The sequence below is a fragment of the Streptomyces abikoensis genome, assembly GCF_014648775.1.
Taxonomy (GTDB): domain Bacteria; phylum Actinomycetota; class Actinomycetes; order Streptomycetales; family Streptomycetaceae; genus Streptomyces; species Streptomyces abikoensis.
Map to the genome: position 1 here is coordinate 175,736 of NZ_BMRT01000006.1, position 26,411 is coordinate 202,146.

General features: G+C 74.1%; 21 protein-coding genes and 8 tRNA genes. 18 read left to right on the forward strand and 11 right to left on the reverse strand.

Going from position 1 to position 26,411, the window contains the following annotated elements:
- Positions 1-41: 41 nt before the first annotated feature.
- The 3 genes from cobT to IE096_RS20665 all read left to right on the forward strand — a co-directional run bounded on the left by cobT (position 42) and on the right by IE096_RS20665 (position 7,433).
- Entirely contained in the window at positions 42-5,216 is a 5,175-nt protein-coding gene (gene cobT, locus IE096_RS20655; protein ID WP_189453886.1) for a nicotinate-nucleotide--dimethylbenzimidazole phosphoribosyltransferase, read from the forward strand.
- Positions 5,217-5,319: 103 nt separating this feature from the next.
- Positions 5,320-6,555 carry a uroporphyrinogen-III C-methyltransferase gene (gene cobA / locus IE096_RS20660; protein ID WP_189453888.1) on the forward strand — a complete coding sequence of 412 codons (1,236 nt, stop codon included), beginning with the start codon at positions 5,320-5,322 and terminating at the stop codon, positions 6,553-6,555.
- Positions 6,556-6,614: 59 nt separating this feature from the next.
- Complete coding sequence (locus IE096_RS20665; protein ID WP_189453890.1) at positions 6,615-7,433, forward strand: TrmH family RNA methyltransferase; 819 nt, start codon at positions 6,615-6,617, stop codon at positions 7,431-7,433.
- On the opposite strand, the gene IE096_RS20670 is transcribed toward IE096_RS20665, so the two are convergent.
- Positions 7,408-8,679, reverse strand: a complete 1,272-nt coding sequence (locus tag IE096_RS20670) for a serine/threonine-protein kinase (RefSeq protein ID WP_189453892.1) — start codon at positions 8,677-8,679, stop codon at positions 7,408-7,410. The two genes, IE096_RS20665 and IE096_RS20670, sit on opposite strands and share 26 nt — an antisense overlap.
- A gap of 595 nt (positions 8,680-9,274) precedes the next feature.
- Between IE096_RS20670 and IE096_RS20675 the strand changes: the two genes are divergently transcribed.
- On the forward strand, positions 9,275-9,481 hold the full coding sequence (locus tag IE096_RS20675) for a hypothetical protein (protein ID WP_189453894.1): 207 nt from the start codon (positions 9,275-9,277) through the stop codon (positions 9,479-9,481).
- A 225-nt stretch (positions 9,482-9,706) separates the two neighbouring features.
- On the opposite strand, the gene IE096_RS20680 is transcribed toward IE096_RS20675, so the two are convergent.
- From IE096_RS20680 to IE096_RS20705, 6 genes are all read right to left on the reverse strand, one after another.
- Positions 9,707-9,778 (reverse strand) — tRNA-Val (locus IE096_RS20680).
- A gap of 19 nt (positions 9,779-9,797) precedes the next feature.
- Positions 9,798-9,872 (reverse strand) — tRNA-Val (locus IE096_RS20685).
- Between the two features lie 21 nt (positions 9,873-9,893).
- Positions 9,894-9,965: transfer RNA gene (locus IE096_RS20690), tRNA-Val, on the reverse strand.
- A gap of 19 nt (positions 9,966-9,984) precedes the next feature.
- A tRNA-Val gene (locus IE096_RS20695) sits at positions 9,985-10,059 on the reverse strand.
- Position 10,060: 1 nt separating this feature from the next.
- Positions 10,061-10,134, reverse strand: a tRNA-Cys gene (locus tag IE096_RS20700).
- A gap of 35 nt (positions 10,135-10,169) precedes the next feature.
- Positions 10,170-10,242, reverse strand: a tRNA-Gly gene (locus IE096_RS20705).
- 230 nt (positions 10,243-10,472) lie between these two features.
- On the opposite strand from IE096_RS20705, the gene IE096_RS20710 reads away from it, so the two are divergent.
- From IE096_RS20710 to IE096_RS20720, 3 genes are read left to right on the forward strand one after another with little or no spacing between them, the layout of a single operon-like run.
- Positions 10,473-11,516 (forward strand): chorismate-binding protein, encoded by a 1,044-nt coding sequence (locus IE096_RS20710; protein WP_189454249.1) that lies wholly within the window; start codon positions 10,473-10,475, stop codon positions 11,514-11,516.
- Positions 11,513-12,334, forward strand: a complete 822-nt coding sequence (locus IE096_RS20715) for an aminotransferase class IV (protein ID WP_189453896.1) — start codon at positions 11,513-11,515, stop codon at positions 12,332-12,334. The genes IE096_RS20710 and IE096_RS20715 overlap by 4 nt, the downstream gene beginning before the upstream one ends.
- A 59-nt stretch (positions 12,335-12,393) precedes the next feature.
- On the forward strand, positions 12,394-13,215 hold the full coding sequence (locus IE096_RS20720) for a GNAT family N-acetyltransferase (RefSeq protein ID WP_189453898.1): 822 nt from the start codon (positions 12,394-12,396) through the stop codon (positions 13,213-13,215).
- Positions 13,216-13,292: 77 nt separating this feature from the next.
- Here IE096_RS20720 and IE096_RS20725 read toward each other — a convergent pair whose 3' ends face one another.
- Complete coding sequence (locus IE096_RS20725; RefSeq protein ID WP_189453900.1) at positions 13,293-13,799, reverse strand: DsbA family protein; 507 nt, start codon at positions 13,797-13,799, stop codon at positions 13,293-13,295.
- A 167-nt stretch (positions 13,800-13,966) separates the two neighbouring features.
- On the opposite strand from IE096_RS20725, the gene IE096_RS20730 reads away from it, so the two are divergent.
- Together IE096_RS20730 and IE096_RS20735 are read left to right on the forward strand one after the other, a co-directional pair.
- Entirely contained in the window at positions 13,967-14,404 is a 438-nt protein-coding gene (locus IE096_RS20730) for a hypothetical protein (RefSeq protein ID WP_189453902.1), read from the forward strand.
- Positions 14,405-14,483: 79 nt separating this feature from the next.
- Positions 14,484-14,624: a hypothetical protein gene (locus IE096_RS20735; protein WP_164737750.1), complete on the forward strand. Its 141-nt coding sequence runs from the start codon at positions 14,484-14,486 to the stop codon at positions 14,622-14,624.
- Between the two features lie 21 nt (positions 14,625-14,645).
- On the opposite strand, the gene IE096_RS20740 is transcribed toward IE096_RS20735, so the two are convergent.
- Both IE096_RS20740 and IE096_RS20745 read right to left on the reverse strand, forming a co-directional pair.
- Positions 14,646-15,179, reverse strand: coding sequence for a CGNR zinc finger domain-containing protein (locus IE096_RS20740; RefSeq protein WP_189453904.1), 534 nt, complete (start codon positions 15,177-15,179; stop codon positions 14,646-14,648).
- A 207-nt stretch (positions 15,180-15,386) separates the two neighbouring features.
- Positions 15,387-15,800 carry an SsgA family sporulation/cell division regulator gene (locus IE096_RS20745; protein ID WP_003959770.1) on the reverse strand — a complete coding sequence of 138 codons (414 nt, stop codon included), beginning with the start codon at positions 15,798-15,800 and terminating at the stop codon, positions 15,387-15,389.
- Between the two features lie 191 nt (positions 15,801-15,991).
- Between IE096_RS20745 and IE096_RS20750 the strand changes: the two genes are divergently transcribed.
- The 4 genes from IE096_RS20750 (at position 15,992) to IE096_RS20765 (ending at position 17,255) form a co-directional block, all read left to right on the forward strand.
- On the forward strand, positions 15,992-16,423 hold the full coding sequence (locus tag IE096_RS20750) for a TIGR02611 family protein (RefSeq protein WP_189453906.1): 432 nt from the start codon (positions 15,992-15,994) through the stop codon (positions 16,421-16,423).
- Positions 16,424-16,498: 75 nt separating this feature from the next.
- Positions 16,499-16,570, forward strand: a tRNA-Val gene (locus tag IE096_RS20755).
- A gap of 69 nt (positions 16,571-16,639) precedes the next feature.
- A complete protein-coding gene (locus tag IE096_RS20760; RefSeq protein ID WP_189453908.1) occupies positions 16,640-17,122 on the forward strand; it encodes an SRPBCC family protein in 483 nt (160 codons plus the stop codon).
- A 61-nt stretch (positions 17,123-17,183) separates the two neighbouring features.
- Positions 17,184-17,255: transfer RNA gene (locus IE096_RS20765), tRNA-Val, on the forward strand.
- Positions 17,256-17,347: 92 nt separating this feature from the next.
- Here the strand turns inward: IE096_RS20765 and IE096_RS20770 are convergent.
- Complete coding sequence (locus IE096_RS20770) at positions 17,348-18,073, reverse strand: 3'-5' exonuclease (RefSeq protein ID WP_189453910.1); 726 nt, start codon at positions 18,071-18,073, stop codon at positions 17,348-17,350.
- Between the two features lie 175 nt (positions 18,074-18,248).
- On the opposite strand from IE096_RS20770, the gene IE096_RS20775 reads away from it, so the two are divergent.
- The 5 genes from IE096_RS20775 (at position 18,249) to IE096_RS20795 (ending at position 26,383) form a co-directional block, all read left to right on the forward strand.
- On the forward strand, positions 18,249-18,848 hold the full coding sequence (locus IE096_RS20775) for a DUF4365 domain-containing protein (protein ID WP_189453912.1): 600 nt from the start codon (positions 18,249-18,251) through the stop codon (positions 18,846-18,848).
- On the forward strand, positions 18,848-20,014 hold the full coding sequence (locus IE096_RS20780; RefSeq protein WP_189453914.1) for a serine/threonine-protein kinase: 1,167 nt from the start codon (positions 18,848-18,850) through the stop codon (positions 20,012-20,014). Before IE096_RS20775 ends, IE096_RS20780 begins: the two co-directional genes overlap by 1 nt.
- A gap of 117 nt (positions 20,015-20,131) precedes the next feature.
- Positions 20,132-22,096 carry a threonine--tRNA ligase gene (gene thrS, locus IE096_RS20785; protein ID WP_189454251.1) on the forward strand — a complete coding sequence of 655 codons (1,965 nt, stop codon included), beginning with the start codon at positions 20,132-20,134 and terminating at the stop codon, positions 22,094-22,096.
- A gap of 58 nt (positions 22,097-22,154) precedes the next feature.
- Positions 22,155-22,715 carry an HIT family protein gene (locus IE096_RS20790; RefSeq protein WP_189453916.1) on the forward strand — a complete coding sequence of 187 codons (561 nt, stop codon included), beginning with the start codon at positions 22,155-22,157 and terminating at the stop codon, positions 22,713-22,715.
- Positions 22,716-22,999: 284 nt separating this feature from the next.
- On the forward strand, positions 23,000-26,383 hold the full coding sequence (locus tag IE096_RS20795; RefSeq protein WP_189453918.1) for an ALF repeat-containing protein: 3,384 nt from the start codon (positions 23,000-23,002) through the stop codon (positions 26,381-26,383).
- The last annotated feature ends 28 nt before the right edge of the window (positions 26,384-26,411 follow it).

The following is a 26,411-nucleotide window of genomic DNA, read 5'->3' on the forward strand; positions in this document are numbered from 1 at the left end:
GAGCGGTTGGAAGGAGCACTACCGATGGGCGAGGGGTACGCATGACCGACACCGGCCGGTTCCCGGACGAGGGACAGCCGGAGAACGCAGGCGCACTGCCCGGCCATCCGCTTTCCGCGGATGGCGCGGCCCCTGCCGACACCGGGGATCCCTCCGCCTACTCCTACCTCGACCACGACGTCGCGGACGAGGACGACCTGCTGCTGATGCCGGGCGCCCAGGGCGCGTGGAGCGAGCAGCCCGCCGCGTCCGGCGGCACCCACGAGACGGGCGGCCGCGACACCGGCTCCCTCGACTACACGAGCGTGCGCGCCCCGGCGCAGGCTGCCGCGCCCACGCCGCCTCGCCGCCCGCTCCACCTGGGCCCGCCCGTGCCGGAGCCCAACAGCGGCGTCGTCCGCTCCCTCGCCGACCGCGGCCCCGCCGCCCCGCAGCAGCCCGTCGGCTCCCCGGTCCGCCCGCCGGCGCCGCCGGTCGGGGGCGTCGAGTACCTCGACGTCCCGCCGGCGGAGGGCGTTCCGCACGCGGACGTTCCGCCGGTGGGCGCTCCCCTGGTCGATGCTCCGCCGATGGATGTTCCGCCCGTGGCCTTCGTGCCGCCGCAGCACACGGCCGACGCGGTCCTGGCCGCCCACGACATAGCTCCCGGCGGCGGCCCCGCGACGGCTCCTGACGGCGGCTCGGCCGCCGCGTCCGGCGTCCCGGCCCCACGCGGCCCGGAGACCGCACCCGTCATGACGGTCGCCCCCGGCGCCGCCCAGGCCCTCGTCGACCGAGTGGCACCGACGCCGCCGGCGGGTACGCCGCTGGGCGGGCTCGCACAGGCGGACGGTGCCGCCGGGGTGGCGGCGGAGGCGCAGGCTGAGGCCGCGTCGGCTGAGGCCGTGCCGGTTGACGCCGTCACGGCCGGGGAGGCTTCCGTGCCTGTTGATGTGCCGTCGGCCGTGGACGGTCCGGCTGACGCCGCGGTGCCGGGTGACGTGCCGTCCGCCGAGGCGGGCACGAACGGTGAGCCGACGGGCGCGGGCACCGCGGGTACGCAGATGAGTGAGAGCGTTGAGGAGGCGGCCGCGGCCGTGGTGGATGGCGCACAGTCGGCCGAGGCCGCCGAGCCGGTCGCCGGAAGCGCGCCCGCTGACGTGTCGTCGGCTGCGGTACCGCCGCAGGAGACCGCCACGGCCGCGCCGGGTGAGGCCGTTCCGGGCCCCGCCCAGCAGGTGACGGCCCCCACGGCCGGTGTGCCCGCCGGTGTGCGGGGCATGGGGGTCATGGCGTTCCTCGACGCCCCCGTCCCGCTCGCCGTGGTCAACGCCATGTCCGCCCCCGAGGCGGTCACCGACTCCCCGGCCGCTGTCGTCGCCGACGCGCAGACGGCCGTGGACGGGACCGCCGCCGGAGTCGGACAGCCCGTCCCGGCTCCGGCTGAGGGTGTTCAGACAGCGGTTGCCGCCGTGGATGAGGGTGCGGCGGCGCAGGCTGCCGCTGTCACCGCGCAGGTGGTCGAAACCGCCGCCCTCGACGGCGGTGTGCCTGCGGCCGGAGCCGGGCAGCCCGTTCCGGCGCGGTCCGACGCCGCCGACAGCGACGCGTCCCTGCCGACGGCTGACGCCTCTGCGACGGGGGAGACCGCTGCCGACGGCGACGCCCCCGCGGTCGCCGACGCGGCATCACCGGCCGCCTCCGCCACCGGCGGTGAGCAGCCGGACGCCGCTGTCGTCGCCGACGGCACCGCGCCCGCGCAGGCGGGGAGCGACGTCGCCGGTGCTCCGCAGGGGCCCGTCGCGACGCTCGACCCCGCCACCGGCGGCGAGCCGTCCGACGCCGCCGCGCCGCAGGCCGCTCCTGATGGGACCGCGCCCGCGCAGACCGGCCCTGTCGCCGCCGCCCCGCAAGCGGCCGGGGCTGAGGCCGAGACCGCAGTCGACGCCGCCGCGTCGCAGGCCGCCGCCGTCGTCGAGGGCGAGCAGCCCGGGGCCGATGGCATCGCGCCCGCGTCGGCCGTGGCCGTCGCCGCGTCGCAGGTCGCACCGGTTGCCGAGGGCGAGCAGCCCGCGCCCGATGCCGCCGCGTCCGAGCAGGCCGTCCCGGCCGACGCCGCCGCGCCGCAGACGGCCGCCGATGTTGCCGCGTCCGCACCGACCGGGACCGCCGTGCCCGGCGCCCCGCAGGCGGCCTCCGTCGTCGAGGGCGAGCAGCCCGGGGCCGACGGCACCGCGGCCGCGTCGGCCGTGGCCGTCGCCGCGTCGCAGGTCGCGCCGGTTGCCGAGGGCGAGCAGGCCGCGCCCGATGCCGCCGCGTCCGAGCAGGCCGTGGCGGCCGACGTCGCCGCGCCGCCGCAGACGGCCGCCGAGGCCGCAGCTGTAGCCGCCGCGCCGCAGACGGCCGCCGATGTCACCGCGCCCGCGCAGGCGGGGGCCGCCGTCGCCGGCGCGTCGCAATCCGTCGAGGCCGTCGCCGCCGGGCCGCAGGCCGCTGCCTCCGTCGCCGAGGGCGAGCCGGCCGCCGATGTCGCCGCGCTCGCACCGTCCGGGACCGCCGTTGCCGAAGCGCCGCAATCGGCTGAGGCCGTCGTCGACATGACCGCGCCCGCGCAGGCCGGGACGGCCGTTGCCGGCACCCCGCAATCCGACGAGACCGTCGCCGCCGGGCCGCAGGCCGCTGCCTCCGTCGGCGAGGACGTGCCGACCGCCGACGTGGCCGCGCAGGCCGGGACCGGCGTCGCTGGCGCGCCGCAATCGGCTGAAGCCGTCGCCGCCGGGCCGCAGGCCGCCGCTCCCGTCGCCGAGGGCGAGCCGGCCGCCGAAGTAGCCGCGTCCGCGCAGGCGGGGGCCGCCGTCGCAGGCGCGCCGCAACCGGCCGAAGCCGCCGCCGACGTAGCCGCGTCCGCGCAGGCCGGGACCGCTGTCGCCGACGCCCCGCAAGGGGCCGAGGCAGTCGCCGCCGCCGCTGCGTCCGCGCAGGCCGGGTCCGTCGTCGCCGACGCCCCGCAATCGCCCGAAGGCGCCTCCGTCGCCGAAGACGAGCAGCCCGGCGCCGACGGCAGCGCGTCTGCGCAGGCGGGGGCCGCCGAGGCCGCAGCCGTCGCGCCGCATACTGCCTCTGACGACACCGCGTCCGTGCAGACCGGGAACGCCGTCGCCGGTGCGCCGCGATCGGCCGATGCCGTCGCCACCGATGCCGCCGCGCCGCAGGCCGCTTCCGGCGCCGAGGGCGAGCAGCCCGCCCCTGACGTCGCCGCGTCCGCGCAGTCCGTGTCCGGCGCTCCGCAGCCGGCCGACGCCACTGCGGCGCAGGCCGCCGCGCCCGTCGCCGAGGAGGAGCCGGCCGCCGACGTGGCCGCGTCCGCGCAGGCAGGGACCGTCGGCGCCCCGCAATCGGCCGAGGCCGCCGCCCCGCAGGCGGCCGCCGCGAACGGCGAACAGCCCGTGCCGGACGGCGCCCCCGCCATCACCGATGAGCCCGCCGCAGGCGCCCCCGTAGGGGACCCCGCCGACGGCTACGCCGACGCCGAGCGCGCCGCCGTGCATCGGGTGATGCGCGAGCGCCGCGACATCCGCAAGGGCTTCCGGAGGGACCCCGTCCCGCCCGAGGTGCTGCTGCGCGTCCTCGAGGCCGCGCACACCGCGCCCAGCGTGGGGCACTCCCAGCCCTGGGACTTCGTCGTCATCCGCTCCGCGGAGACCCGCAAGGCGATGCACGAGCTGGTCGCCCGGCAGCGCGAGGCGTACGCGAAGTCGCTGCCGAAGGCGCGGGCCAAGCAGTTCAAGGAACTGAAGATCGAGGCGATCCTCGACACGCCCGTCAACATCGTGGTCACCGCCGACCCCACCCGGGGCGGCCGCCACACCCTGGGCCGGCACACCCAGCCCCAGATGGCGCCGTACTCCTCCGCGCTCGCCGTCGAGAACCTCTGGCTCGCCGCCCGCGCCGAGGGCCTCGGCGTCGGCTGGGTCAGCTTCTTCGACGAGCGCGAGATGGTCCGCGCCCTCGGGCTGCCCGAGCACCTGGAGGTCGTCGCCTACCTGTGCGTCGGCTACGTCGACGAGTTCCCGGACGAGCCCGAGCTGATGCAGGCGGGCTGGTCGAAGCGGCGGCCGCTGTCGTGGGTCGTCCACGAGGAGGAGTACGGGCGCCGGGCGCTGCCCGGCGAGGACCCGCACGACCTCCTCGCCGAGACCCTGCGCGGCATCCGCCCGCTGGACGCCAAGGCGCTCGGCGAGGCGTGGGAGCGCCAGAAGCGGATGACCAAGCCGTCCGGCGCGCTCGGCATGCTGGAGATCATCTCCGCGCAGCTGTGCGGGCTGTCCCGCAAGTGCCCGCCGCCGATCCCGGAGCCCGCGGCCGTCGCGATCTTCGCGGGCGACCACGGGGTGCACAACCAGGGCGTCACGGCCTGGCCCCAGGAGGTCACCTCCCAGATGGTGGCCAACTTCCTGGGCGGCGGCGCCGTGTGCAACGCCTTCGCCAACCAGGTCGGCGCCGAGGTCTGCGTCGTGGACGTCGGCGTCGCGGGCGAGCTGCCCAGCACCCCCGGCCTGCTGCCGCGCAAGATCCGGCCCGGTACGAACGACTTCACCACCGGCCCCGCGATGACCCGCGAGGAGGCGATGCGCGCCCTCGAGGTGGGCATCGAGACCGCCCGCGACCTGGTCACCGCCGGGAACAAGGCGCTGCTCACCGGTGAGATGGGCATCGCCAACACCACGGTGTCGGCCGCCCTCATCGCCGTCTACACCGGCGCCGACCCGGCCGAGATCACCGGGCGGGGCACGGGCATCAACGACGAGATGCACGCCCGCAAGGTCGACGTGGTGCGCCGGGCCCTGGAGCTCCACCAGCCGGACCCCAAGGACCCGATCGGCGTCCTCGCCGCCATCGGCGGCCTGGAGCACGCCGCGATGGTCGGCCTGATCCTGGGCGGCGCCTCGCTGCGGACGCCGGTGATCCTGGACGGCGTGAGCGCGGGGGCCGCGGCCCTCGTCGCACGCGCCATCGCCCCGGAGGCGCTCGCCGCCTGCATCGCCGGTCACCGCAGCGCGGAGCCCGGCCATGTCGCCGCGCTCACCAAGCTCGGCCTGCGGCCGCTCGTCGACCTCGACCTGCGGCTCGGCGAGGGCACGGGGGCGTTGCTGGCGTTGCCGGTGGTGCAGAGCGCTGCGCGGGCGATGCATGAGGTGGCGACGTTCGATACGGCGGGGGTCAGCGAGAAGAGCTGACCGGTCGGCCCGCACCGGGGTTGTCGCTCGGGTGCGGGCCGTCGTCCGGCATGCACCCCGTAAGGTGTCCCCACCAGCGCATTCGTACGGAGGAGACCTGCTCATGGCCCGGATCGAACAAGCCGCTTACCCCGTCGGACTGCGTCTTGCCGGTCGCCGTGTGGTCGTCCTCGGCGGAGGGCAGGTCGCCCAGCGGCGGTTGCCCGCCCTGATAGCCGCGGGGGCCGACGTCCTGCTGGTCTCCCCGTCCGCCACCGCCTCCGTCGAGGCCATGGCCGACGCCGGTGAACTGCGCTGGGAGCGCCGCCGCTACCGCGACGGCGATCTCGACGGGGCCTGGTACGCCCTGATCTCCACCGACGACGCCGCGGCCAACGAGGCGGCCTCCGCCGAGGCCGAGGCCCGCCGGGTCTGGGCCGTGCGCAGCGACGACGCGGGCGCCGCCACCGCCTGGACGCCCGCCACCGGCCGGAGCGAGGGCGTCACCGTCGCCGTGCTCACCGGGCAGGACCCGCGCCGTTCCGCCGCCGTGCGGGACGCCATCGTGGAGGGCCTGCGCGACGGTTCGCTGGCCGCGCCGCACTACCGGGCCCGCGCCGCGAGCGAGGGCCGTGTCGCCCTCGTCGGCGGCGGCCCCGGCGACCCCGACCTGATCACCGTGCGCGGCCGCCGGCTGCTCGCCGAGGCCGACGTCGTCATCGCCGACCGCCTCGGCCCCCGTGACCTCCTCGCCGAACTGCCCCCGCACGTCGAGGTCATCGACGCGGCCAAGATCCCCTACGGGCGGGCCATGGCCCAGGAGGCCATCAACGCCGCCCTCGTCGAGCACGCCAAGGCCGGCAAGGCGGTCGTCCGGCTCAAGGGCGGCGATCCCTTCGTCTTCGGCCGCGGCATGGAGGAGGTCCAGGCCCTGGCGGAGCACGGCATACCCTGCACCGTCGTCCCCGGCATCTCCAGCTCCATCAGCGTGCCGGGCGTCGCCGGAATCCCCGTCACCCACCGCGCGGTCGCCCATGAGTTCACCGTGGCCAGCGGCCACGTCGCCCCTGACGACCCCCGCTCGCTGGCCGACTGGTCGGCGCTGGCGCGGCTGCGCGGCACCCTCGTCCTCCTGATGGCCGTCGAGAACATCGGTGCGATCGCCGAGACGCTCGTCCGCCACGGACGCCCGGCCGGCACGCCCGTCGCGGTCGTCCAGGAGGGCACCACGGCCGCCCAGCGCCGCCTGGACGCCACCCTGGAGACCGTCGCCGAGCGGGTGCGGGCCGAGGGCATACGCCCCCCGGCCGTCATCGTGATCGGCGACGTCGTCACCGTCGGCCCGCGCGACGGCGACTGACCGGCCCCCTTCCACGAGCACACTCCACCCGCACCACGAGCACGACAAGGCGGCACCCCATGGCCGACATCATCACCATCGACGACCCCGACGACCCGCGCTTCACGGACTACACCGGCCTGACCGACGTCGAGCTGCGCCGCCGCCGCGAGCCCGCCGAGGGGCTCTTCATCGCCGAGGGCGAGAAGGTCATCCGGCGCGCGGGCCAGGCCGGCTACGCGATGCGGTCGATGCTGCTGACGGCCAAGTGGGTCGAGGTGATGCGCGACGTCATCGACGAGAGCCCCGCCCCCGTCTACGTCGTCACCCCCGACCTGGCCGAACGGGTGACGGGCTATCACGTCCACCGCGGCGCGCTCGCCTCGATGGAGCGCAAGCCGCTGCCGGAGGCGGCGGAGCTGCTGCGTACCGCCCGCCGCGTCGTGGTGATGGAACGGATCAACGACCACACCAACATCGGGGCGATCTTCCGCAGCGCCGCCGCCCTCGGCATGGACGCCGTGCTGCTCTCGCCCGACTGCGCCGACCCGCTCTACCGGCGTTCGGTGAAGGTGTCCATGGGCGCCGTCTTCTCCGTGCCCTACGCGCGCCTCGCGTCCTGGCCCCGCGATCTGGAGACCGTCCGCGAGGCGGGCTTCCGGATCCTGGCCCTCACCCCGGCCGAGAAGGCCACCTCCATGGACGACGCGGCCCCGCACCGCCTGGAGCGGGTCGCGCTGATGCTCGGCGCGGAGGGTGACGGCCTGTCCGACCGCGCCCTGCGGGCCTCGGACGAGTGGGTGCGCATCCCCATGGCCCACGGCGTGGACTCGCTCAATGTCGGAGCGGCCGCCGCCGTGGCCTTCTACGCGGTCACGAGCGGGCGTCCCCAGGACTGACCGTCCCGGGCGCTCCCGTAACGCCGGTCACCGGAGCCGAGGGCACCCCGCCCAGCGAGCGCGCCGGGCCCTGGCAACCCTGGGCCGCCGCGATGCCCAGGGCGACCAGCAGCGTCACCACCACGAACACGATCAGCCGCTGCCGCAGCAGCTTGCGGTCCGGGCCCGGCCGCCGGGCGCCCGCGCCCGTCCGGGCCCCGGGCCGGGAACGCCGGCCGACGGCGGGCCGCTGCGGGGCGGGCCGCCGCTCCGGCGCCCGGACGCCCTCGGCCGGACGCTCGGGGGTGTGCGGCCGCTGCGGGCGGGGCGTGGGCGCGCCGGCGGGACGGCGCTCGGTGCGCTGCCGCTCGTACTGCGCGGCGCTGCGCGCCGACGGGCGGTCCGGCTCACGGCGGGGGGCCGGCGGCCGGCCCTCGCTGATGCCGTGGGCCTCGCGGGCCGCGATCTCCTTCAGGCGCAGCGACAGCTGGAGGGTGCTGGGCCGCTCCTCGGGGTCCTTGGCCAGGCAGGCGTGGATCAGCGGAGCCAGCGCGTCGGGGACGCCCATGAGCTGCGGTTCCTCGTGGACCACGCGATAGAGCATCACCTCCGAACTGCCCTGCCCGAACGGAGAGTCCGCCGTGCAGGCGTAGGCGAGGGTGGCGCCCAGCGCGAAGACGTCCGTCGCGGGGGTCACGGCCGCGCCGCGCACCTGCTCCGGCGCCAGGAAGCCGGGCGAGCCCACCGCCGTGCCCACATGGGTGAGGGTGGAGGCCCCGGTCGCCCAGGCGATGCCGAAGTCGATGATGCGGGGGCCCTTGGGGGAGAGCAGGATGTTGGAGGGCTTGAGGTCGCGGTGGACCACCCCCGCGTCGTGCACCGCGAGCAGCCCCTCGGCCAACGCGGCCCCGATGGAGGCGGTCTGAGCCGCCGACAGGGGGCCTTCCTCGTTCACCTTGTCGTGGAGCGAGGGCCCGGGCACGTACTGTGTGGCGAACCACGGACGGTCCGCCTCCAGATCGGCGGCCACCAGCCGCGCCGTACAGCCGCCGCGGATCCGCCGCGCGGCGGAGACCTCCCGGGCGAAGCGGGACCGGAACTCCTGGTCCTCCGCCAGATCCGGCCGGATCACCTTCAGCGCCACCCGCTGGCCGCGCCGGTCCGAGCCCAGGTAGACCACGCCCATGCCGCCCGCACCGAGCCGCCGGTGCAGCCGGAAGGAGCCGACGACTCGCGGGTCCTCGCGCCGGAGCCGCATCATCGTCATCTTCGTCCCCTACCTCCGGTGGGGCTGCCCCACGTAGCTGCCCGGCCTCTGACGAGCCACAGCTTACGGATTGACGGACGGTCGCGCTCAGAGGCCGCGCATGCGTCGGCCAGTGGATTGCGGCCGCCGGGGCGGGGCGGCGCGGGCCGCCCCCGGGGCGCCGGGCGCCCGGCCACGGCCCCGGGACGGCCTCTCAAGATCCCGTACGGAGAAGGGGATTGACGCGGTCCGCGGTGGCCCGGCGGGGCGGAGGCCGCCCGCCCGGGGCATGACCCGAACGTATGACGCGGTGGGGGAGGGGGCCGGGGGGAGGGCCGCACGGGCGACCCACCGGGACGGGCGGGAAGTGAGGGAAGTCACCCGGGGGGCGCCCCTTGGGGGAAGACCCTGGGTCCGGGGCCGTCGTTCTCCACCCGTGGGAGTAGCCAGGGCCGCCCGGGGTCATCCTCCCGGAGAACGCCCAAGGGGTACGAGGGCATGACGACCGGCCCGGGCGCCGCGCCTAGATTGGAGGGCAAGCGGCGGGTACGCATACTCGTCCCCCGAGGTCAGGTGCCCGCCGCTCCCAAGACGGCAGATGAGAAGGAGCGGGGCGGTGGCGGACATCGCGGGGCGCGCGGCCCACCGGACGTACGGTCACCAGGCCGCGGACGTCCTCGGCGACCGTCCCTCGCCCACCCGGCACCCGCTGGTCGCGGCGGCCATGGTGCTGCCGCTGGCGGTACTCCTCGCCGTCGTCTTCGGCGGCTGGGACGCCGTCGTCACTCAGGCGTCGTCCGTGGCCGGACTGCTGGGGCGCTGAAACGGCCCACAGCGCCCGGGAGAGCGGCCCGGGCCGGGCGGACCGGCCATAACCCCGTGGGGACGGGGGTGCGGCGGACGGCACGACGGCCGGGTACCTGGGGAGGTACCCGGCCGTCGCGTTTTCGCAGGTCAGAGCCAGGTCGGTGCCAGGTCGGTGCCAGGTCGGGGCCAACAAAACAGCCGGGGCCGGAGCTCTTTCGAGCTCCGGCCCCGGCCGGTCGTGTGCGCGATACTGGGATTGAACCAGTGACCTCTTCCGTGTCAGGGAAGCGCTCTCCCGCTGAGCTAATCGCGCGGGAAGGTCCATGGGGACCTGGTGGACGATACTGGGATTGAACCAGTGACCTCTTCCGTGTCAGGGAAGCGCTCTCCCGCTGAGCTAATCGTCCGGGATGGTGCTGCGTGCTGCGTGCGCGATACTGGGATTGAACCAGTGACCTCTTCCGTGTCAGGGAAGCGCTCTCCCGCTGAGCTAATCGCGCGGGAAGGTCCGTGCGGACCTGGTGGACGATACTGGGATTGAACCAGTGACCTCTTCCGTGTCAGGGAAGCGCTCTCCCGCTGAGCTAATCGTCCTTGGAGGTGGAGACGGGATTTGAACCCGTGTAGACGGCTTTGCAGGCCGTTGCCTCGCCTCTCGGCCACTCCACCAGGAGTGCGGGGGTTCGGGAAGATCCCCCAACTCGAGCGGACGACGAGACTCGAACTCGCGACATCCACCTTGGCAAGGTGGTGCTCTACCAACTGAGCTACGTCCGCATTTGGCCTCTCCCAGGGGTTTCACCCGGGAGCTGCTCTCCGCCGTTTCGCTTCCGCGTCCCGGCGACGTGTTGAACTTTAGCGGATTCCGGCGCCAGCTCAAATTCCGTTTGCCCAGCATGCTGCGCTGATCGTTCCCGGGGACGCCGTCCGGCCGTCGTCCGGGGGCCGCCGGAGGGCCCCGCCATAGACTCGATGACGTGCACAGCCTCCTCCCGACGCCCTCCCCGATGGCTCGCTTCGGCGGCCTCCTCGCCACCGACCTGCGCGACGTCACCACCGACCCGGCGGCCCTGGAATCCACCGGCTGGTGGGCCGTCGTCGCCGACTTCGAGGGAGCGCTGTACTGCGCCCGCTTCGGCGACGTACGCCCCGCCCCCGCGCCCGGCCCCGAGGCGGGCGCCTCCTGGCGCGGCCCCGCCCCCGACACCTGGACCAGCTCCCTGGACCGCGACGGCTACATCGCGGGCGTCCGGCGCGTCCGCGAGCACATCGCGGCCGGCGAGGTCTACCAGGCCAACCTCTGCCGCGTACTGAGCGCGCCGCTGCCCGACGCGGACCGCGCCGACGTCGACGCCCTCACCGCCCTGCTGGCCCGCGGCAACCCCGCCCCCTACGCGGGCACGGTCCGGCTGCCCGCCCACGGCATCGAGGTGGCCACCGCCTCCCCCGAGCTCTATCTGCGCCGCGAGGGCACGACGGTCACCTCCGGCCCCATCAAGGGCACCGGCCGCACCGCCGCCGACCTGCTGGAGAAGGATCACGCCGAGAACGTGATGATCGTGGACCTGGTCCGCAACGACCTCGGCCGCGTCTGCGCCACCGGATCCGTGACCGTCCCCGAGCTCTGCGCCGTCGAACCCCACCCCGGCCTCGTCCACCTCGTCTCCACCGTGCGCGGCGAGCTCGACGGGGGAGCGGGCTGGCCCGAGCTGCTCGCCGCCACCTTCCCGCCCGGCTCGGTCACCGGCGCCCCCAAGAGCAGCGCCCTGCGGATCATCGAGGCGCTGGAGACCGCGCCCCGCGGCCCCTACTGCGGAGGCATCGGCTGGGTCGACGCCGACCGGGGCACCGGCGAGCTCGCGGTGGGCATCCGCACCTTCTGGATCGACCGCACGGCCACCGGCGGCCCGGTGCTGCGCTTCGGCACCGGCGCGGGCATCACCTGGGGCTCCGATCCCGAGCGCGAGTGGGCCGAGACGGAACTCAAGGCCGCCCGCCTCCTCGCGATAGCGTCGGGCACACACCAGCCGGCAGGAGGGACGGAACGGTGATGATCTGGAGCGACGGCGCGCTCCGCGACGCGGACAGCGCGCGCGTGTCGGTGTTCGACCACGGACTCACGGTCGGCGACGGCGTCTTCGAGACCCTCAAGGCGACCGACGGCGAAGTCTTCGCCCTGACCCGCCATCTGGCCCGGCTCGCCTCCTCGGCCCGCCTCCTGGGCCTGCCCGAGCCCGACCTCGACGAGGTCCAGCGGGCCTGCGCGGCGGTCCTGGCGGCCAACCGCATGCCGCTCGGCAGGCTCCGCGTCACCTACACCGGCGGCATCGCCCCCCTCGGCTCCGACCGCGGCGAAGCCCGGCCGACCCTCGTCGTCGCCCTCGCCGAGCGCACGGCCCCCGCCCCCGTCACGGCCGCCGTCACCGTCCCCTGGACCCGCAACGAGCGCGGTGCCCTCGCCGGCGCCAAGTCCACCTCGTACGCGGAGAACGTCGTCGCCCTCGCCCACGCCCGCGCCCACGGCGCCACCGAGGCGCTGTTCGCCAACACCGTCGGCGCGCTCTGCGAGGGCACCGGCTCCAACGTCTTCGTCGTCCTCGACGGCGAGCTCCACACCCCTGCGCTCTCCTCCGGCTGCCTGCCCGGCATCACCCGGGCCCTCGTCGTCGAGTGGGCCGGCGCCAAGGAGACCGAGCTGCCCTTCGACGTCCTGGAGCGCGCCGAGGAGGTCTTCCTGACCTCCTCCCTCCGCGACGTCCAGGCCGTCCGCGCCCTCGACGGCCGTCAACTGCCCGGCGTCCCGGGCCCGGTGACGGCCAAGACGATGCGGATCTTCGAGGAGCGCTCGGCCGCGGACATCGATCCGTAGCCCCCCTCAATCGGCGAAAGGCGGGTGACGGAGCGGCCGGGGCCCGGTACAACACCACCGTGACCACCACGCTGCGCCCCACCGCACCCGAACGGCGAGACCCGGACGGCCGGAGGTCCCGCTCCTACGACATCTGCGTCAACAGCAGGCCCGTCGGCAGGATCGACCTCGCCACCGACGCCCGCTTCGGCCCGGCCTTCGGCAGGATCGCCCGGCTCGCCGTCCACGAGCGCGACCGGCACCGGGGGCGCGGCACGGTCGCCCTGCTGGCCGCCGAGGAGGTGCTGCGCGGCTGGGGCTGCGGACAGGTGGCGGTGTCCGTCCCGGCGGACGCCACGGCCGCCCTGGGCCTGGTGGGCGCGCTCGGCTACACGGAACGCTCCCGCACCATGGCCAAGCGGCTGGGCGCCGCCCCCGGCCTTCCGGCGGGCAGCGCGGCCCGGCCCATGGACGAGGACGACTTCGAGCGGTGGCAGACGGCCTCCAAGGCCGGCTACGTCCAGGACTGGGTCGACCGGGGTGTCCCCCGGGAGATGGCCGAGGCGAAGGCCGACCACGACCACGCCTCGGCGCTGCCGCTGGGGTCGGCCAGCCCCGGTGCGGTCTTCCGCGTCCTCGCCCATGACGGGCTGGACGTCGGCACGCTCTGGGTGATGCTGCGCGAGACGGGGGCCTTCGTCTTCGACGTCGAGGTCGGCGAGCCCTTCCGGGGGCGGGGCCACGGGCGCGCCCTGATGCACGTCGCCGAGCGCGAGGGCCTGGCGGCCGGGGCCCGCACGATCGGGCTCAAGGTGTTCGCGGGCAACGTCCCGGCGCTGCGGCTGTACGAGTCGCTCGGGTACCGGCCGACCGAGTACCACCTGTACAAGCCGCTGCTGTGAGAAACCCCGCGCCCCATAGGGGCGCGGGGAACTGCGCGACCAGCCGGAAACGGTCCGCGGCCGGCGGACGGCCGTCGCTACGCGGCGAGAAGCCGGTCCACGATGTCGACGATTCGCTCGCGAAGACCCTCCTGGCTCTTGCCGCCGTCCAGCCGCTCGCCGCCGATGACGTACGTGGGCGTGCCGGTCACGCCGATGGCCTTGCCCTCGGCCTGGTCGGCGTCCACGATCAGCATGTGCCGGCCGTCGATGAGCGCGGTGTCGACCTCCTCGGCGTCCAGGCCCAGCTCCTTCGCGACCGCGACCAGCACCTGCTCGCCCCGGGCGCCGAGCTCCTCGGTCCGCGCCAGCACGGCCTCCGCGTACTCCCAGCCCTTGCCCTGCTCGGCCGCCTCCTCGGCGGCCTGCGCCGCCGCGTAGGAGTGCTTGTGCTTCTCCAGCGGGAAGTGCCGCAGCCGGATCTCCAGCCGGTCGCCGTAGCGGGCGCGCAGCGCCCGGATGTCGTCGAGGGCCTGGTGGCAGTCGGGGCACTGGAGCTCGCACCAGACGTCGAGCACGGCGGGGGAGATGTCGGAATCGCTCATGGGGCCAGTCTTCCAGCCCGTGCCGGGGGGTGCCGTCTCGGCCCCGGGGAGGAGACGGGCTCGGGGTGACCCGGAGATCTCCCGGATCCCGGGCCCGTTCGTGGCCGTTCCGGGGACGTCCGGTGCACGATGGAAGGCGAAAGGACGTCACCGGCGGGAGGACCCGGATGCTGACCTCGACCGTATGCGCCGCGGTGTCCGCCGCCGGCCTGGGCATCGCCCTGGTGACGGCGTACCGCAAGCGCTTCCGCGCCGCGATCCGCCTGGCGGCGTGGTCGCTCATCCCCGTCGGGCTGGTGATGACGGGCGTCGTCGACTGGCTCACGGGGCTGGTCCTCAAGCCGACCGTGTGGGCGGGCTTCGGCGTGCTGGCGCTGTCGGCCCTGCTCTTCCTGGCCGGGCGGGCGGCCGACCGCCGGGCCGGCGGTCGTGAGGGGCGCCGGGCCGCCGCCGGTGCCCCGGGCCGTGAGGTCGTGGCGCCCGCCGCCTCCGCGCCCTCGCTCGGGCCCGCGCGCCGGAGGAAGCCCGCCTCGGGTGCCTCCGGCGCGTCGGGTGACGAGGACTTCTCCGATATCGAAGCGATACTGAAGAAACACGGAATCTGACGAACTTCCGCCGAACTCCCTCGCATGAGTGAACAGTTGGTGAGTGCGGGCAGCGGCGCTGCGCCATGATCTCCCGGAGATGAACGACGAACCGGCCGAGATCACCGATGAACCGCGCGGCTGTCTGTTCGCGCTGTCCCAACCGCCGCTGATGTTCTTCCTGGCCTTTGTCGGGACGCTGATCCTGCTGACCGCCGTGCACGACCTGTACCGCTGGTGACGCGCCGCGGCCGCCGGACGGTCAGTCCCCGGCCTCCCGGCGGCGGGCCCGGTAGGCGGCGACGTGCAGACGGTTGCCGCAGGTGCGGCCGTCGCAGTAGCGCCGTGAGCGATTGCGGGAGAGGTCGACGAAGGCGCGTCCGCAGCCCGGTGCCGCGCAGCGCCGCAGCCGCTCCAGCTCGCCCTCCACCAGCAGGAAGGCCAGCGCCATGCCGCCGTCCGCCGCGAGGTGCTCGGCGAGCGAGGCGCCGGGCGCGAAGTAGTGGACGTGCCAGGCGTGGCCGTCGTGGTCGGTCAGCCGGGGCGTCGTGCCCGCCTCGGCCACCAGGGCGTTGAGCAGCCCCGCCGCGGTCGGTGCCGCAGGGGCGTCGAACACCTGGATGAGCCGGTCGCGTATGGAGCGCACGGCCGCCAGGTCCTGTTCCCCGAGCGTCCCGATGCCGTTGATCTCGTGCCGCTCGGCGAACCCCCGCAGCGCGGGCAGACCGTCGAGGTCGGTGTTCAGCAGATCGACGACGCTGTCGAGCGTGCGCCGGGTGTCGTGATTGATCAGCACGGGTCGTTCGCTCCCCTGGCCGGACGGACGAAGGCGGCAAGTGTTCGACCGCGGGGAGGGACTTTAGCGGCTCCGGAGCGCGACAGCGCCGTCGCCCGTGGTGGTTCCACGGTGACGGCGCGGTGTCGTGCCCCGGTTGGGACGGGACATGCGGCGCGCGGCCTCCCCGAGTGGGCCGGCGCGCTCAGGTCACTCCGGTCGGTGACGTCAGCTCTCGGCCAGGATGTGCGAGAGCTCCGTGTCCAGATCGAAGTGACGGTGTTCGGTGCCCGGTGGGACGGCGGCGTCGGTCCGCTTCAGGAACGACTCCAGGGCGCGCGCCGGGGCCTCCAGGAGGGCCTCGCCCTCCGGCGAACTCAGCGCGATGCAGACGACGCCCTGTCCGTGGCTGCGGGATGGCCACACACGGACGTCGCCGGTGCCGGTGGGCCGGTGGAGGCCCTCCGCGAGCAGGTCCCGGGCGAAGACCCACTCGACGGTCTCTTCGGCTCCGGTGTGGAAGGTGGCGTGCACGGCATACGGATCGGCCGTGTCGTACCGCAGGCCTGCGGGAACAGGCAGTGAGGATTCGCTCGACACAACGAGGCGCAGGTGCAGCTCGCAGCTGACCGTGGTGTTCATAAGCGCCAGGGCCTTTCGCTCAGTGTGCGCTCGGGGATTCGCACGTCGGCGAAATCGACATGCCACCTACGGTGCCGTTGTAAACCCCTCTGACCGTTTTGAGACTGTTCGGATACCTCGGACGGCCGAGTCGTTCCGGCGCCGGTACCGCCGAACCGGTGAGTTCCGGACTTTCCGGTACGTTGGTTCGTATGAACGCGGAGAGTGACCAGCGGACCGCCGCCGGGGCCGAGGGCTCCGGCACCGACCGGGAGCGGCTCGGCTCCCGGGCCCCGCACTTCGTCCGGCGCTCCAGGGCCCTGCATCTGAGCTGGCAGGCCGGCGTCTTCGTCGTCGGGCTGGCCGTGGTCGTCGCGGGGATCGTGATGCTGCCCCTGCCCGGCCCCGGCTGGCTGGTGATCTTCGCCGGCATGGCGATCTGGGCCACCGAGTTCGTCTGGGCCCAGCTGGTGCTCCGCTGGACCAGGCGCAAGGTCACCGAGGCGGCCCGGCGCGCGCTCGACCCCCGGGTGCGCCGCCGCAACATCGCCCTCACCGTCACCGGGCTGGTGATCGTCGCCGGGCTCGTGGCCGCGTACGTCGCCCAGTACGGGCTCCAGGTGCCGTGGCGGGCCGGCGACTGATCCCGGCCGCGCCCCTGACCAGGCACGCGCGGTTCGGAGCACCGTCTGACATGCGGTAATGTTTGCGGTGCGCCCGGGCGATTAGCTCAGCGGGAGAGCGCTTCGTTCACACCGAAGAGGTCACTGGTTCGATCCCAGTATCGCCCACGTAACGGACCGAGGGTCCGCGAGGTTCACCCCTTGCGGACCCTCGGTTTTTCGTATGCCCTGGCAGGCATGCCGCCGCGTCGTCGCACGCCCTCCGTCCACCACTACCGCTTCCGTGACGCGTGGGCCCTGCCCGCGCCGCCGGACGCCGTCTACGCCGTGCTGGCGGACGCGGAGGGCTACCCCGCCTGGTGGCCCCAGGTCCGTCGCGTCGAGGGCGCCGACGACATCAGCGGCACCGTGCGCTTCCGCTCCCTGCTGCCCTACGAGCTGGTGATCGCCGCCCGGGAGAGCCGGCGCGACCCCGCCGCCGGGATCCTGGAGATCGTGATGACCGGCGATCTCGAAGGCTGGGCCCGCTGGACGATCCGCTCCGACGGCGCCGGCGGCAGCGTCGCCCGCTTCGAGCAGGACGTCGACGTCCGCAAACCCCTGATGCGCCGCCTCGCCCTCCCCGGCCGCCCCCTCTTCCTCGCCAACCACGCCTGGATGATGCGCGCCGGCCGCCGCGGCCTGCGGGCCCTGCTGGAGCGCCGGGACCCGGGGATTTGAAGGAGGGCCGCCGCGACCTGTATTGTTCAGTGCGTCGCCGGGGGAACCCGGTGCGAATCCCGGGCGATTAGCTCAGCGGGAGAGCGCTTCGTTCACACCGAAGAGGTCACTGGTTCGATCCCAGTATCGCCCACATCACCGGAAGGCCGGTCCGTCAAGTGACGGACCGGCCTTCCGCGTTGTCGCCCCGCCGTACCGGAATCCCGCTTCCGTCGATCCCGCGTCTCACGCCGCCGCCGTCAGCTCCGGCCGGAGCGGCCACGCGGGATCGCACTGCTCCTCGGAGCCGTTGCGCGCGAACCACGCCTGCAGCCCGCGCGCCTGTGCCGCGTGCCACACCGCCTGCCGGGTGTGGAGCTCCGGCGGGCTCAGCCGCTCCAGGCGCGAGGCGAACCGCCGCCCCACCGCCCGGACGACCTCCAGCGTGGCCACCGCGTCCGCCGCCGCGTCATGGGCGCCCGTCAGCTCCACCCCGTACTGCCGGCACAGGTCCGAAAGGGTGCGGCGGCCCTTGCGGTAGCGGTCCAGGTGCTTGTCCAGCACCCAGGGGTCCAGCACGCACAGCGCGGCGCCCCCCAGATAGCCGGCCAGCGACGACGCCCGGTGCCGCCGCAACTCCCGGTCCAGCATCGTCAGGTCGAACGGCGCGTTCATCACCGCCAGGGGTATCCCGCGCGCCGCGTGGCCCGCCAGGGCCCGGGCCACCTCCTCCATCACCGGCGCCGGCCACCGGCCGTGCCGTTGCAGATGTTCCTCGTCCAGCCCGTGAATCGCGGTGGCCTCCTCCGGCACGGGAACCCCCGGATTCACCAGCCACCGGGTGATGACCGGCGCCGCCCCCGCCTGCGACTGCGTCACGAAGGCCGCCGAGACGATCCGGTCCTGCTCCACGTCCACCCCGGTCGTCTCGGTGTCGAAGGCCGCGAGCGGCCCCTCGAACCAGCACGGCATGGCACAACTCCTCGCCCTTGTCCGACACATGGCGTGTTTCCCCTCCCCGCCAGGTGATACCCGGGCATCCCCGCACCCGAACCGCCCCTGTTTGCCGGTGAGTTCGTGTGGAGACAACACAGATGTACGACCCTTTACGCACCCAGCACCGGCGAGCCCGGAAGGTTTTTCGGACATGGCGCTCGCTCAGCCCGACCCGGCCGCCCCCGTGACGTGCCCGCCCACCGGGCCGCTCACGGCCCGGCGCGGCACCCTCGCCACGACCGCGTGCATGGAGACCCTCCAGATCGGCTACCTCCACGCCGTCGCGGCGGCCGCGGGCTGCTCCCTCGCCCAGCCCTTCCCCGACAACGGCATCGACTGGCACGTCAGCCACAGCGCCCCCGGCCACGAGGCCGACGACGAGGTCACCATCAAGGTGCAGCTCAAGAGCACCTACCAGCTGGCCCCCCGGCTCCCCGGCCCGCCGGGCCGGGCGGCGCCCGGGACGTTCGGCTTCACCCTCGACAACGCCCACCTGGTCAAGCTGGCCCGCACCCCCGTCTCGGTCCACAAGATCCTCGTCGTGATGATCGTGCCCCGGGCCCCGGAGGACTGGCTGCGGGCCGGCCACGACCACCTCGCGCTGCGCCACTGCTGCTACTGGACCAACCTCGCCGGCCACCCCGTGACCGGCAGGAGCCGGACCACCGTGCGGATCCCGACCTCGCGGGTCTTCGACGACCGAGCGCTCTGCGAGATCATGGCCCGGGTCGGGGCGGGAGGGAGACCCTGATGCACCGGCCGACCGAAGATGCGCCGCACCACCCCGACCCCGCCGTCCTCGGCGCCCTGCTCGCCCGCCACGGCTGGCGGCGGCGCGGGGGAGAGCCCGGCCGCTACGGCCGCTGGACGCCCCCCGACGGGCCCGGCACCAGCCTCCTCGTGCCCGAGAGCCGCGCCTATCCCGACAGCGCCGATCTGCTCGCCGAGGCCCTCACCGCGCTGGAGCGCTGCGCCGTGCCGTCCGCCCGCGACATCCTCGTCGCCCTGCGGCTGCCCAGCGACGAGATCCGCTGGTCGCGGGAGGTCGCCGAGCCCCGGGCCCCGGCCGCCGCGTGGGGCGCCCAGGAGCGGCTGCGCACCGGGGCGCGCGCCATGCTGCTGGCCGCCGCCCAGACCGCCGGGGGCCGGGCCGCCTTCCACGGCGCCCGGCGCCGCCGGCAGGCCGAAGCGGCTCTGGCCGCCGTGCTCGCCGGGCCCGCCGCCGGCGGCCGGGAGCTCGCCGCGTTCGTGCCCGTCGACGGGCCCCCCGAGGGCGGCCGCGCGCTGGTCGGCGCGCTGCTCAGGGCGCTCCAGGCGGCCCGGGACGCCACCGACTACCGGCGCGCCACCGGCAGGATGGACGCCTTCGACGCCGCCGTGGAGGCCGGGGTCTGCCAGGAGCTCACCCAGGCCCTGGCCACCCTGGTCGGCGGCTCCGAGGGGATCCGGATCGCCGTGGAGTGGGCGCCCGCGGCGGGGACGCCGGAGGGCTTCGCCGCCCGGCCCGAGCCGGTGGAGTTCTCGCCCGGCGATCTGCCCGCCCTGCGGGAGGCCGGGGCCCGCTACGTCCGCGACGAGCCCTCGGTGCCGGTCCGCCTCACCGGGACGGTGGTGCGGATGCGGCGCGAGACGCCCGGCGGCGCGGGTGTGGTGCGGCTGAGGGTGCTGACCGGGGCCGATGTCGCCCAGGTGCGGATCGCCCTCGACGAGGAGGACTACCGGGTCGCGGGCCACGCCCACCTGGCCGGGGTGCCCGTCACCGTCGACGGGCGGCTGGAGAGCCGGGGCGGCTTCCGGCGGCTGGCCGAGGCCCGGGGCGTCCTGCCCGTCCAGGTGGACGAGGCGGAGCGGGACCGGCTGCTGAAGCACCTCCAGGAGAACCTCGACCTCTTCGGGGAGCGGCGCGACGCCGATTAGCCCGCCTGGCGAGCGATAACCGTTTAGCGACCACCAGGCCGGGCTCGGTACGATTCAGGCGCGCAGCGTCCGCTGCGGCGCCCCAGATGTCAGGAGAGACCGGTGTCAGACGTCCGTGTGATCATCCAACGCGATTCCGAGCGGGAAGAGCGCGTGGTGACGACGGGCACCACGGCCGCCGACCTCTTCTCCGGTGAGCGCACCGTCGTCGCCGCGCGGGTCGCGGGCGAGCTGAAGGACCTGGCGTACGTCGTCGCCGACGGCGAGGAGATCGAGCCGGTCGAGGTCTCCTCCGAGGACGGCCTGAACATCCTGCGCCACTCGACCGCGCACGTCATGGCCCAGGCCGTGCAGGAGCTCTTCCCCGAGGCCAAGCTGGGCATCGGCCCGCCGGTCAAGGATGGCTTCTACTACGACTTCGACGTCGAGAAGCCCTTCCACCCCGATGACCTCAAGCTCATCGAGAAGAAGATGCAGGAGATCATCAAGCGCGGGCAGAAGTTCTCCCGCCGGGTGGTCACCGACGAGGCCGCCCGCGAGGAGCTGGCCGACGAGCCGTACAAGCTGGAGCTGATCGGACTCAAGGGCTCCGCCTCGCACGACGACGGCGCGGACGTCGAGGTGGGCGCCGGCGAGCTGACCATCTACGACAACCTGGACGCCAAGACCGGCGAGCTGTGCTGGAAGGACCTCTGCCGGGGTCCCCACCTGCCCACCACCCGGTTCGTCCCGGCCTTCAAGCTGATGCGCCAGGCCGCCGCGTACTGGCGGGGCAGCGAGAAGAACCCGCAGCTCCAGCGCATCTACGGCACCGCGTGGCCGACGAAGGACGAGCTGAAGGCGTACCTGGAGTTCCTCGCCGAGGCCGAGAAGCGCGACCACCGCAAGCTCGGCACCGAGCTGGACCTGTTCTCCTTCCCGGACGAGCTGGGCCCCGGCCTCGCGGTCTTCCACCCCAAGGGCGGCGTGATCCGCAAGGTGATGGAGGACTACTCCCGCCAGCGGCACGTGGACGCGGGCTACGAGTTCGTGAACACCCCGCACCTCTCGAAGGAGCAGCTCTTCGAGACCTCCGGGCACCTGCCGCACTACTCGGAGGGCATGTTCCCGCCCATCGAGTTCGACGGGCAGAACTACCGCCTGAAGGCCATGAACTGCCCGATGCACAACTTGATCTTCAAGTCGCGCGGGCGTTCCTACCGTGAGCTGCCGCTGCGTCTCTTCGAGTTCGGCACGGTCTACCGCTACGAGAAGTCCGGCGTGGTCCACGGCCTGACCCGCTCCCGCGGCTTCACCCAGGACGACTCCCACATCTACTGCACCAAGGAGCAGATGCCGGAGGAGCTGGACACGCTCCTGACCTTCGTCCTGGACCTGCTGCGCGACTACGGCCTGAACGAGTTCGAGCTGGAGCTGTCCACCCGCGACCCCGAGTCGGACAAGTTCATCGGCTCGGACGAGGACTGGGAGGAGGCCACCGAGGCGCTCCGCCAGGCCGCCGAGAAGCAGGGCCTCCCGCTCGTCCCCGACCCGGGCGGCGCCGCCTACTACGGCCCGAAGATCTCCGTCCAGGCGAAGGACGCCATCGGCCGCTCCTGGCAGATGTCGACCCTCCAGGTGGACTTCAACCAGCCCAAGCGCTTCGGCCTGGAGTACACCGCGGCGGACGGCTCCCGCCAGCAGCCCGTCATGCTCCACCGCGCGCTGTTCGGCTCCATCGAGCGGTTCTTCGGCGTGCTGCTGGAGCACTACGCGGGCGCCTTCCCGGCGTGGCTGGCCCCCGTGCAGGCGGTCGGCATCCCGGTCGGCGACACGCACGTGGAGTACCTGCGGGAGTTCGCCGCCGACGCGGCGAAGGCGGGCCTGCGGGTCGAGGTCGACGCCTCGTCCGACCGCATGCAGAAGAAGATCCGCAACCACCAGAAGCTGAAGGTGCCCTTCATGATCATCGTCGGTGACGACGACATGAACGCGGGCACGGTCTCCTTCCGCTACCGGGACGGTTCCCAGGAGAACGGCATCCCGCGCGACGAGGCGATCGCGAAGATCGTGAAGGCCGTCGAGGACCGCGTCCAGGTCTGAGTCCCGGCCTGACCGGATCGCAGGGGCCCCGGAGCGTCGTCGACGCTCCGGGGCCCATATGCTTCAGAGCATGACGAGTGAGCCGGAGCAGCAGTTCGGAGTGGGGGCGCCGGACGCCTTTCAGCGCCTGTGGACACCCCACCGGATGGCGTACATCCAGGGGGAGAACAAGCCGACCGGCCCGGGGGCCGCCGACGGCTGCCCGTTCTGCTCGATCCCGGCCAAGAGCGACGAGGACGGACTGATCGTCGCCCGGGGCGAGCTCGTCTACGCCGTGCTCAACCTCTACCCGTACAACGGCGGGCACCTCATGGTCGTCCCCTTCCGGCACGTCGCCGACTACACGGAGCTGGACGAGGCGGAGACCGCCGAGCTCGCGGCGTTCACCAAGCGCGCGATGCGCGCGCTGCGCACGGCCTCGGGCGCCCACGGCTTCAACATCGGCATGAACCAGGGCTCGACCGCCGGCGCCGGCATCGCCGCCCATCTGCACCAGCACCTCGTGCCGCGCTGGGGCGGGGACACCAACTTCATGCCGGTCGTGGGCCACACCAAGGTGCTGCCGCAACTGCTGGCCGACACCCGCAAGATGCTGGCCGACGTCTGGCCGACGGTCTGAGACGTTCCGTTCGGGCCGGCCGTTTGCTCCGGCAATAACGGACTTATTTATTCCGAACTTACCTGTCAGTATTCGCACCGCGCCTGTACATGGCGTATGCAACTGACAGGAAAGGTCGGCGTGTGAGAACAGGTGCCTCTTTCGCGCGAGCGAAGAGACAACGACCTCGGGGCGCGGGATTACTGTGCCTCGGAGTGCTTCCCGGAGCGCTCGTCGCGGGTCTTCTCGGGACGAGCCCCGCCACTGCGGCGGAGAGCTCGCCGGCAGCGAATGACCGCGCTCGCGTGGTCGAATTATGGAAATCAGGTGGCCCGGGCGTCACCGCGGCGGCCGAAGCCGCTCTCACGGGCAGCGACGACGACGTGCGTCGCTTCCTGAGCAGTGAGAAGGACATCGCCGCCACGCACGACGACCGCTTGCAGACGGTCCAGCTGCTGAGCGTCGGTGGCCGGATGGTGCGGGAAGCGGCGCAGAAGGCGCTCGCCGGGTCCCGGGAGGACCTGAACACGTTCCTGACGGACGGGTGGCGGGAGCCGCTCGAAAAGGACCAGCGAATACGCGTCACGCAGATCGCGGACGGCGCCGGAAGCAAGGTCCAGGAGGCGGCGAAGGCCGCGCTCGCCGGCGGGGCCGGGGACGTGCGTGACTTCCTCGACGAGAACCAGTTCACGGCCCGCGAGCAGGACGACCGCGTCCGGCTCATGCAGATCCTCACGGCCGGCGGCCCGGCGACCAAGGAAGCCGCCAAGGTCGCGCTGAGCGGCGACTCGGAGGACGTGCGCGAGTTCCTCGACCGCGGCCAGTACGTGGCGCGCGCCCGGGACGAGGAACGGGCCTCCGTCGCCGAGCTGGCGCAGCAGGCCGCCGAGGCGGGAAAGACGGCCAAGCGCGAGACCGAGGCGGCCAAGGACGCCTCGGAGCGGGCGGTGGCCGCGTCGCAGCTCGCGAAGGAGGCGGCCAAGGAGGCGTCGGACCAGACTGCGGCCGCGAAGAAGGACTCCCAGCGGGCGGCGAACGCCGCGGGCCGTGCCGCCACTGCGGCGAGCAGAGCGGCCGAGGCCGCGCAGGAGGCCATCAGCGCGGCCCGCGCGGCGAACAACTCCGCCCGTGTCGCGGCGAGCGCCGCGTCCCAGGCCGCGTCCGCCGCGGCGGGTGCCGCCGAGGCGGCGTCGCGGGCCCGGGGCGCGGCGTCGGCCGCGGCCACGGACGCCGGTCAGGCGGCCGCGGCGCGCAGGGCGGCGGAGGACGCCCGTACGGCGGCGAAGGGTGCCCGGCTGGCGGCCCAGGCTGCCGTGCAGGCGGGTGCCGCGGCGACGGCGGCCGGTGAGGCGGCGTCGGCGGCGGCCAGTGCCGGTGCCAACGCCGAGGCGGCGGCCGGCGCCGCGGACCAGGCCAACGGCCTGGCCGAGGCGGCCGGTGCGCAGTCGGCGCGGGCCCGACAGGCCGCCGCGTCGGCCCACCGGCACGCGCGGGAGGCCACGCGTGCCGCGGGTGCCGCCGAGTCCTTGGCACGGGAAGCCGCGAGCGCGGCCTATGCGGCGCGGGACGCGGCGAACTCGGCTGCCGAGCACGCCGAGAAGGCGGCGGACGAGGCCGAACGGGCCGCGAAGTACGCCGGTGACGCGATGAAGGCGGCGAGTGAGTCCACCGCTCACGCCGAGGCGGCCAAGAAGGCGGCCGATGCCGCGTCCGCCGCGGTCGAGAAGGCCCGCGACGTGCACAAGCTGGCGGGCAATATCGAGGCCGAGGAGCTGAAGGCCCGCACCGCTGCCGCGATCGAGGAGGCCAGGGACCTCAAGGCCGACGACGAGGACCGCAAGGCCGTCTCCGCCCGCGCCGTCAAGGACGCCAAGGACCTCGACGACCAGGCCTCGGGCCTCGCCGCCGAGGCCGCGAAGCCGGGCGCGGACACCAAGGACGTCGCCGCCAAGGGCCGCAAGGTGGCTCTCGCCGCCATGAAGGTCCGCGGCCCGTGGAGCCGTGCCGCGGCCGAGGCCGCTCTGGCCGGGACGGACGACGAGGTCCAGGCGTATGTGCGGTCGGGCTGGAACGAGGCCGCTCAGCAGGACGAGCGCGCCCGCGTCGAGACCCTGGCCGGCGAGGCCGACTCGGAGCCGGTGCGCAAGGCCGCGGAGGAGGCCCTCAAGGGCGACGCCGCCCGGATCAGCGAATTCCTGCGCACGGGTCAGCACCAGGCCGCGGCGAACGACTACCGCATCCGCGTGGTCCAGATCGCCAACGGCAGTGACCGCCAGATTCAGCAGGCGGCCCAGGCCGCGCTGAAGGACGGCTCGACCGACAAGCTCCGCGCGTTCCTCAACGAGGGGCAGTACACCGCCCGGGAGTCCGACGAGCGCGTACGGGCCGTGCAGCTGTTCACCAGCGGCGGCGCCGAGACCAAGGCCGCGGCCCAGGTGGCCCTGGAGGGGCCGGCCGCACTGCTGCACGGCTTCATCCAGGCCGGGCAGTACAAGGCGGCCCGCAAGGACCAGCTGACGGCCACGCACGTCGCCGAGGTGCAGCGCATCATCGCCGAGGCCGCCGGCGTCGCGGCGACCGCACAGCAGGACGCGGCCGAGGCGGCCCGGGTCGCGGCCGTCGCCCGCAAGGCGGCGAGCGAGGCGGACGCCTACGCCAAGCAGGCCAAGGAGTCCGCCGACAAGGCCAAGGACTACGCGAGCCAGGCCAGGACGTCGGCCCAGCAAGCCGAGGCGTCGGCGGCCGAGGCCGCCAAGTCGGCGAAGACCGCACGCGAGGCCGCCGCGTCGGCCCGCCGGGACGCCCGGGACGCCGACGACTCCGCAGGCCGCGCCCGTGCCTCGGCGAACTGGGCGCGCTCGTCCGCCGACGACGCGTACGCCGCCTCCAGCGCGGCGCGTGCCTCGGCCGTCGCGGCAGGCAAGGACGCCACTGCCGCCGGCACGGCGGCGAAGGAGGCCTTCGCCGTCGCGGTCGCCAAGCAGCGCGCCGAGGACGAGCAGCGCCGCCGCGACGAGGAGGCCCGTAAGCAGCGGATCGAGCAGGCCAAGAAGGAGCAGGCCCGCCGGGAGGCTGAGGAGAAGAAGAAGGCCGGCCGGTGGGGCTGGCTCCGCGAGGGCGGCCATTTCCTGCTCGACGTCGCGGGTGCCGTGCCCGGCCTGGGCACCGTGACCAACGGCATCAATTGCGCCTGGTACGGGGCGGAAGGCGATTACGTCAACGCCGGTATGTCCTGCCTCGCCGCCATCCCCCTCGCGGGTGAGGGGGCGACCGCGGCCAAGCTCGCCAAGTGGGGCGAGAAGGGCGTCAGTTACGTCAAGGGCAGCAAGCTCGGCAAGGCGTGCAAGAGGACGGGGCTGAAGCGCGGCGTCGCTCGCCGGACGTCGTTCGCGATGTTCGGCTGGGACGACGACGTCTGCAACGTCCCGCTGACCCTGATCCACGATGAGAAGAGCTTCAGTAAGGCATCGTTGGACTACTGGGGTAAGAAGGACACGGACGAGATCGTGTACTCGTTGCGGCCGGGCGCCGATGAAGCGCTGCGGGTGCATCCGGATGGGCGTGTGGCGAACGGGAACACGCGGCTCAAGGTGCTGCAGGGCCGTGGCTACGATATCCATTCCCTGCCGCGTGAACGTCACGGCGGGAAGGTCATGAGCGACGAGGATTTCTGGGACATACCTCAATGAGCGTTCAGGATGAAGTCCGATCGGCCCT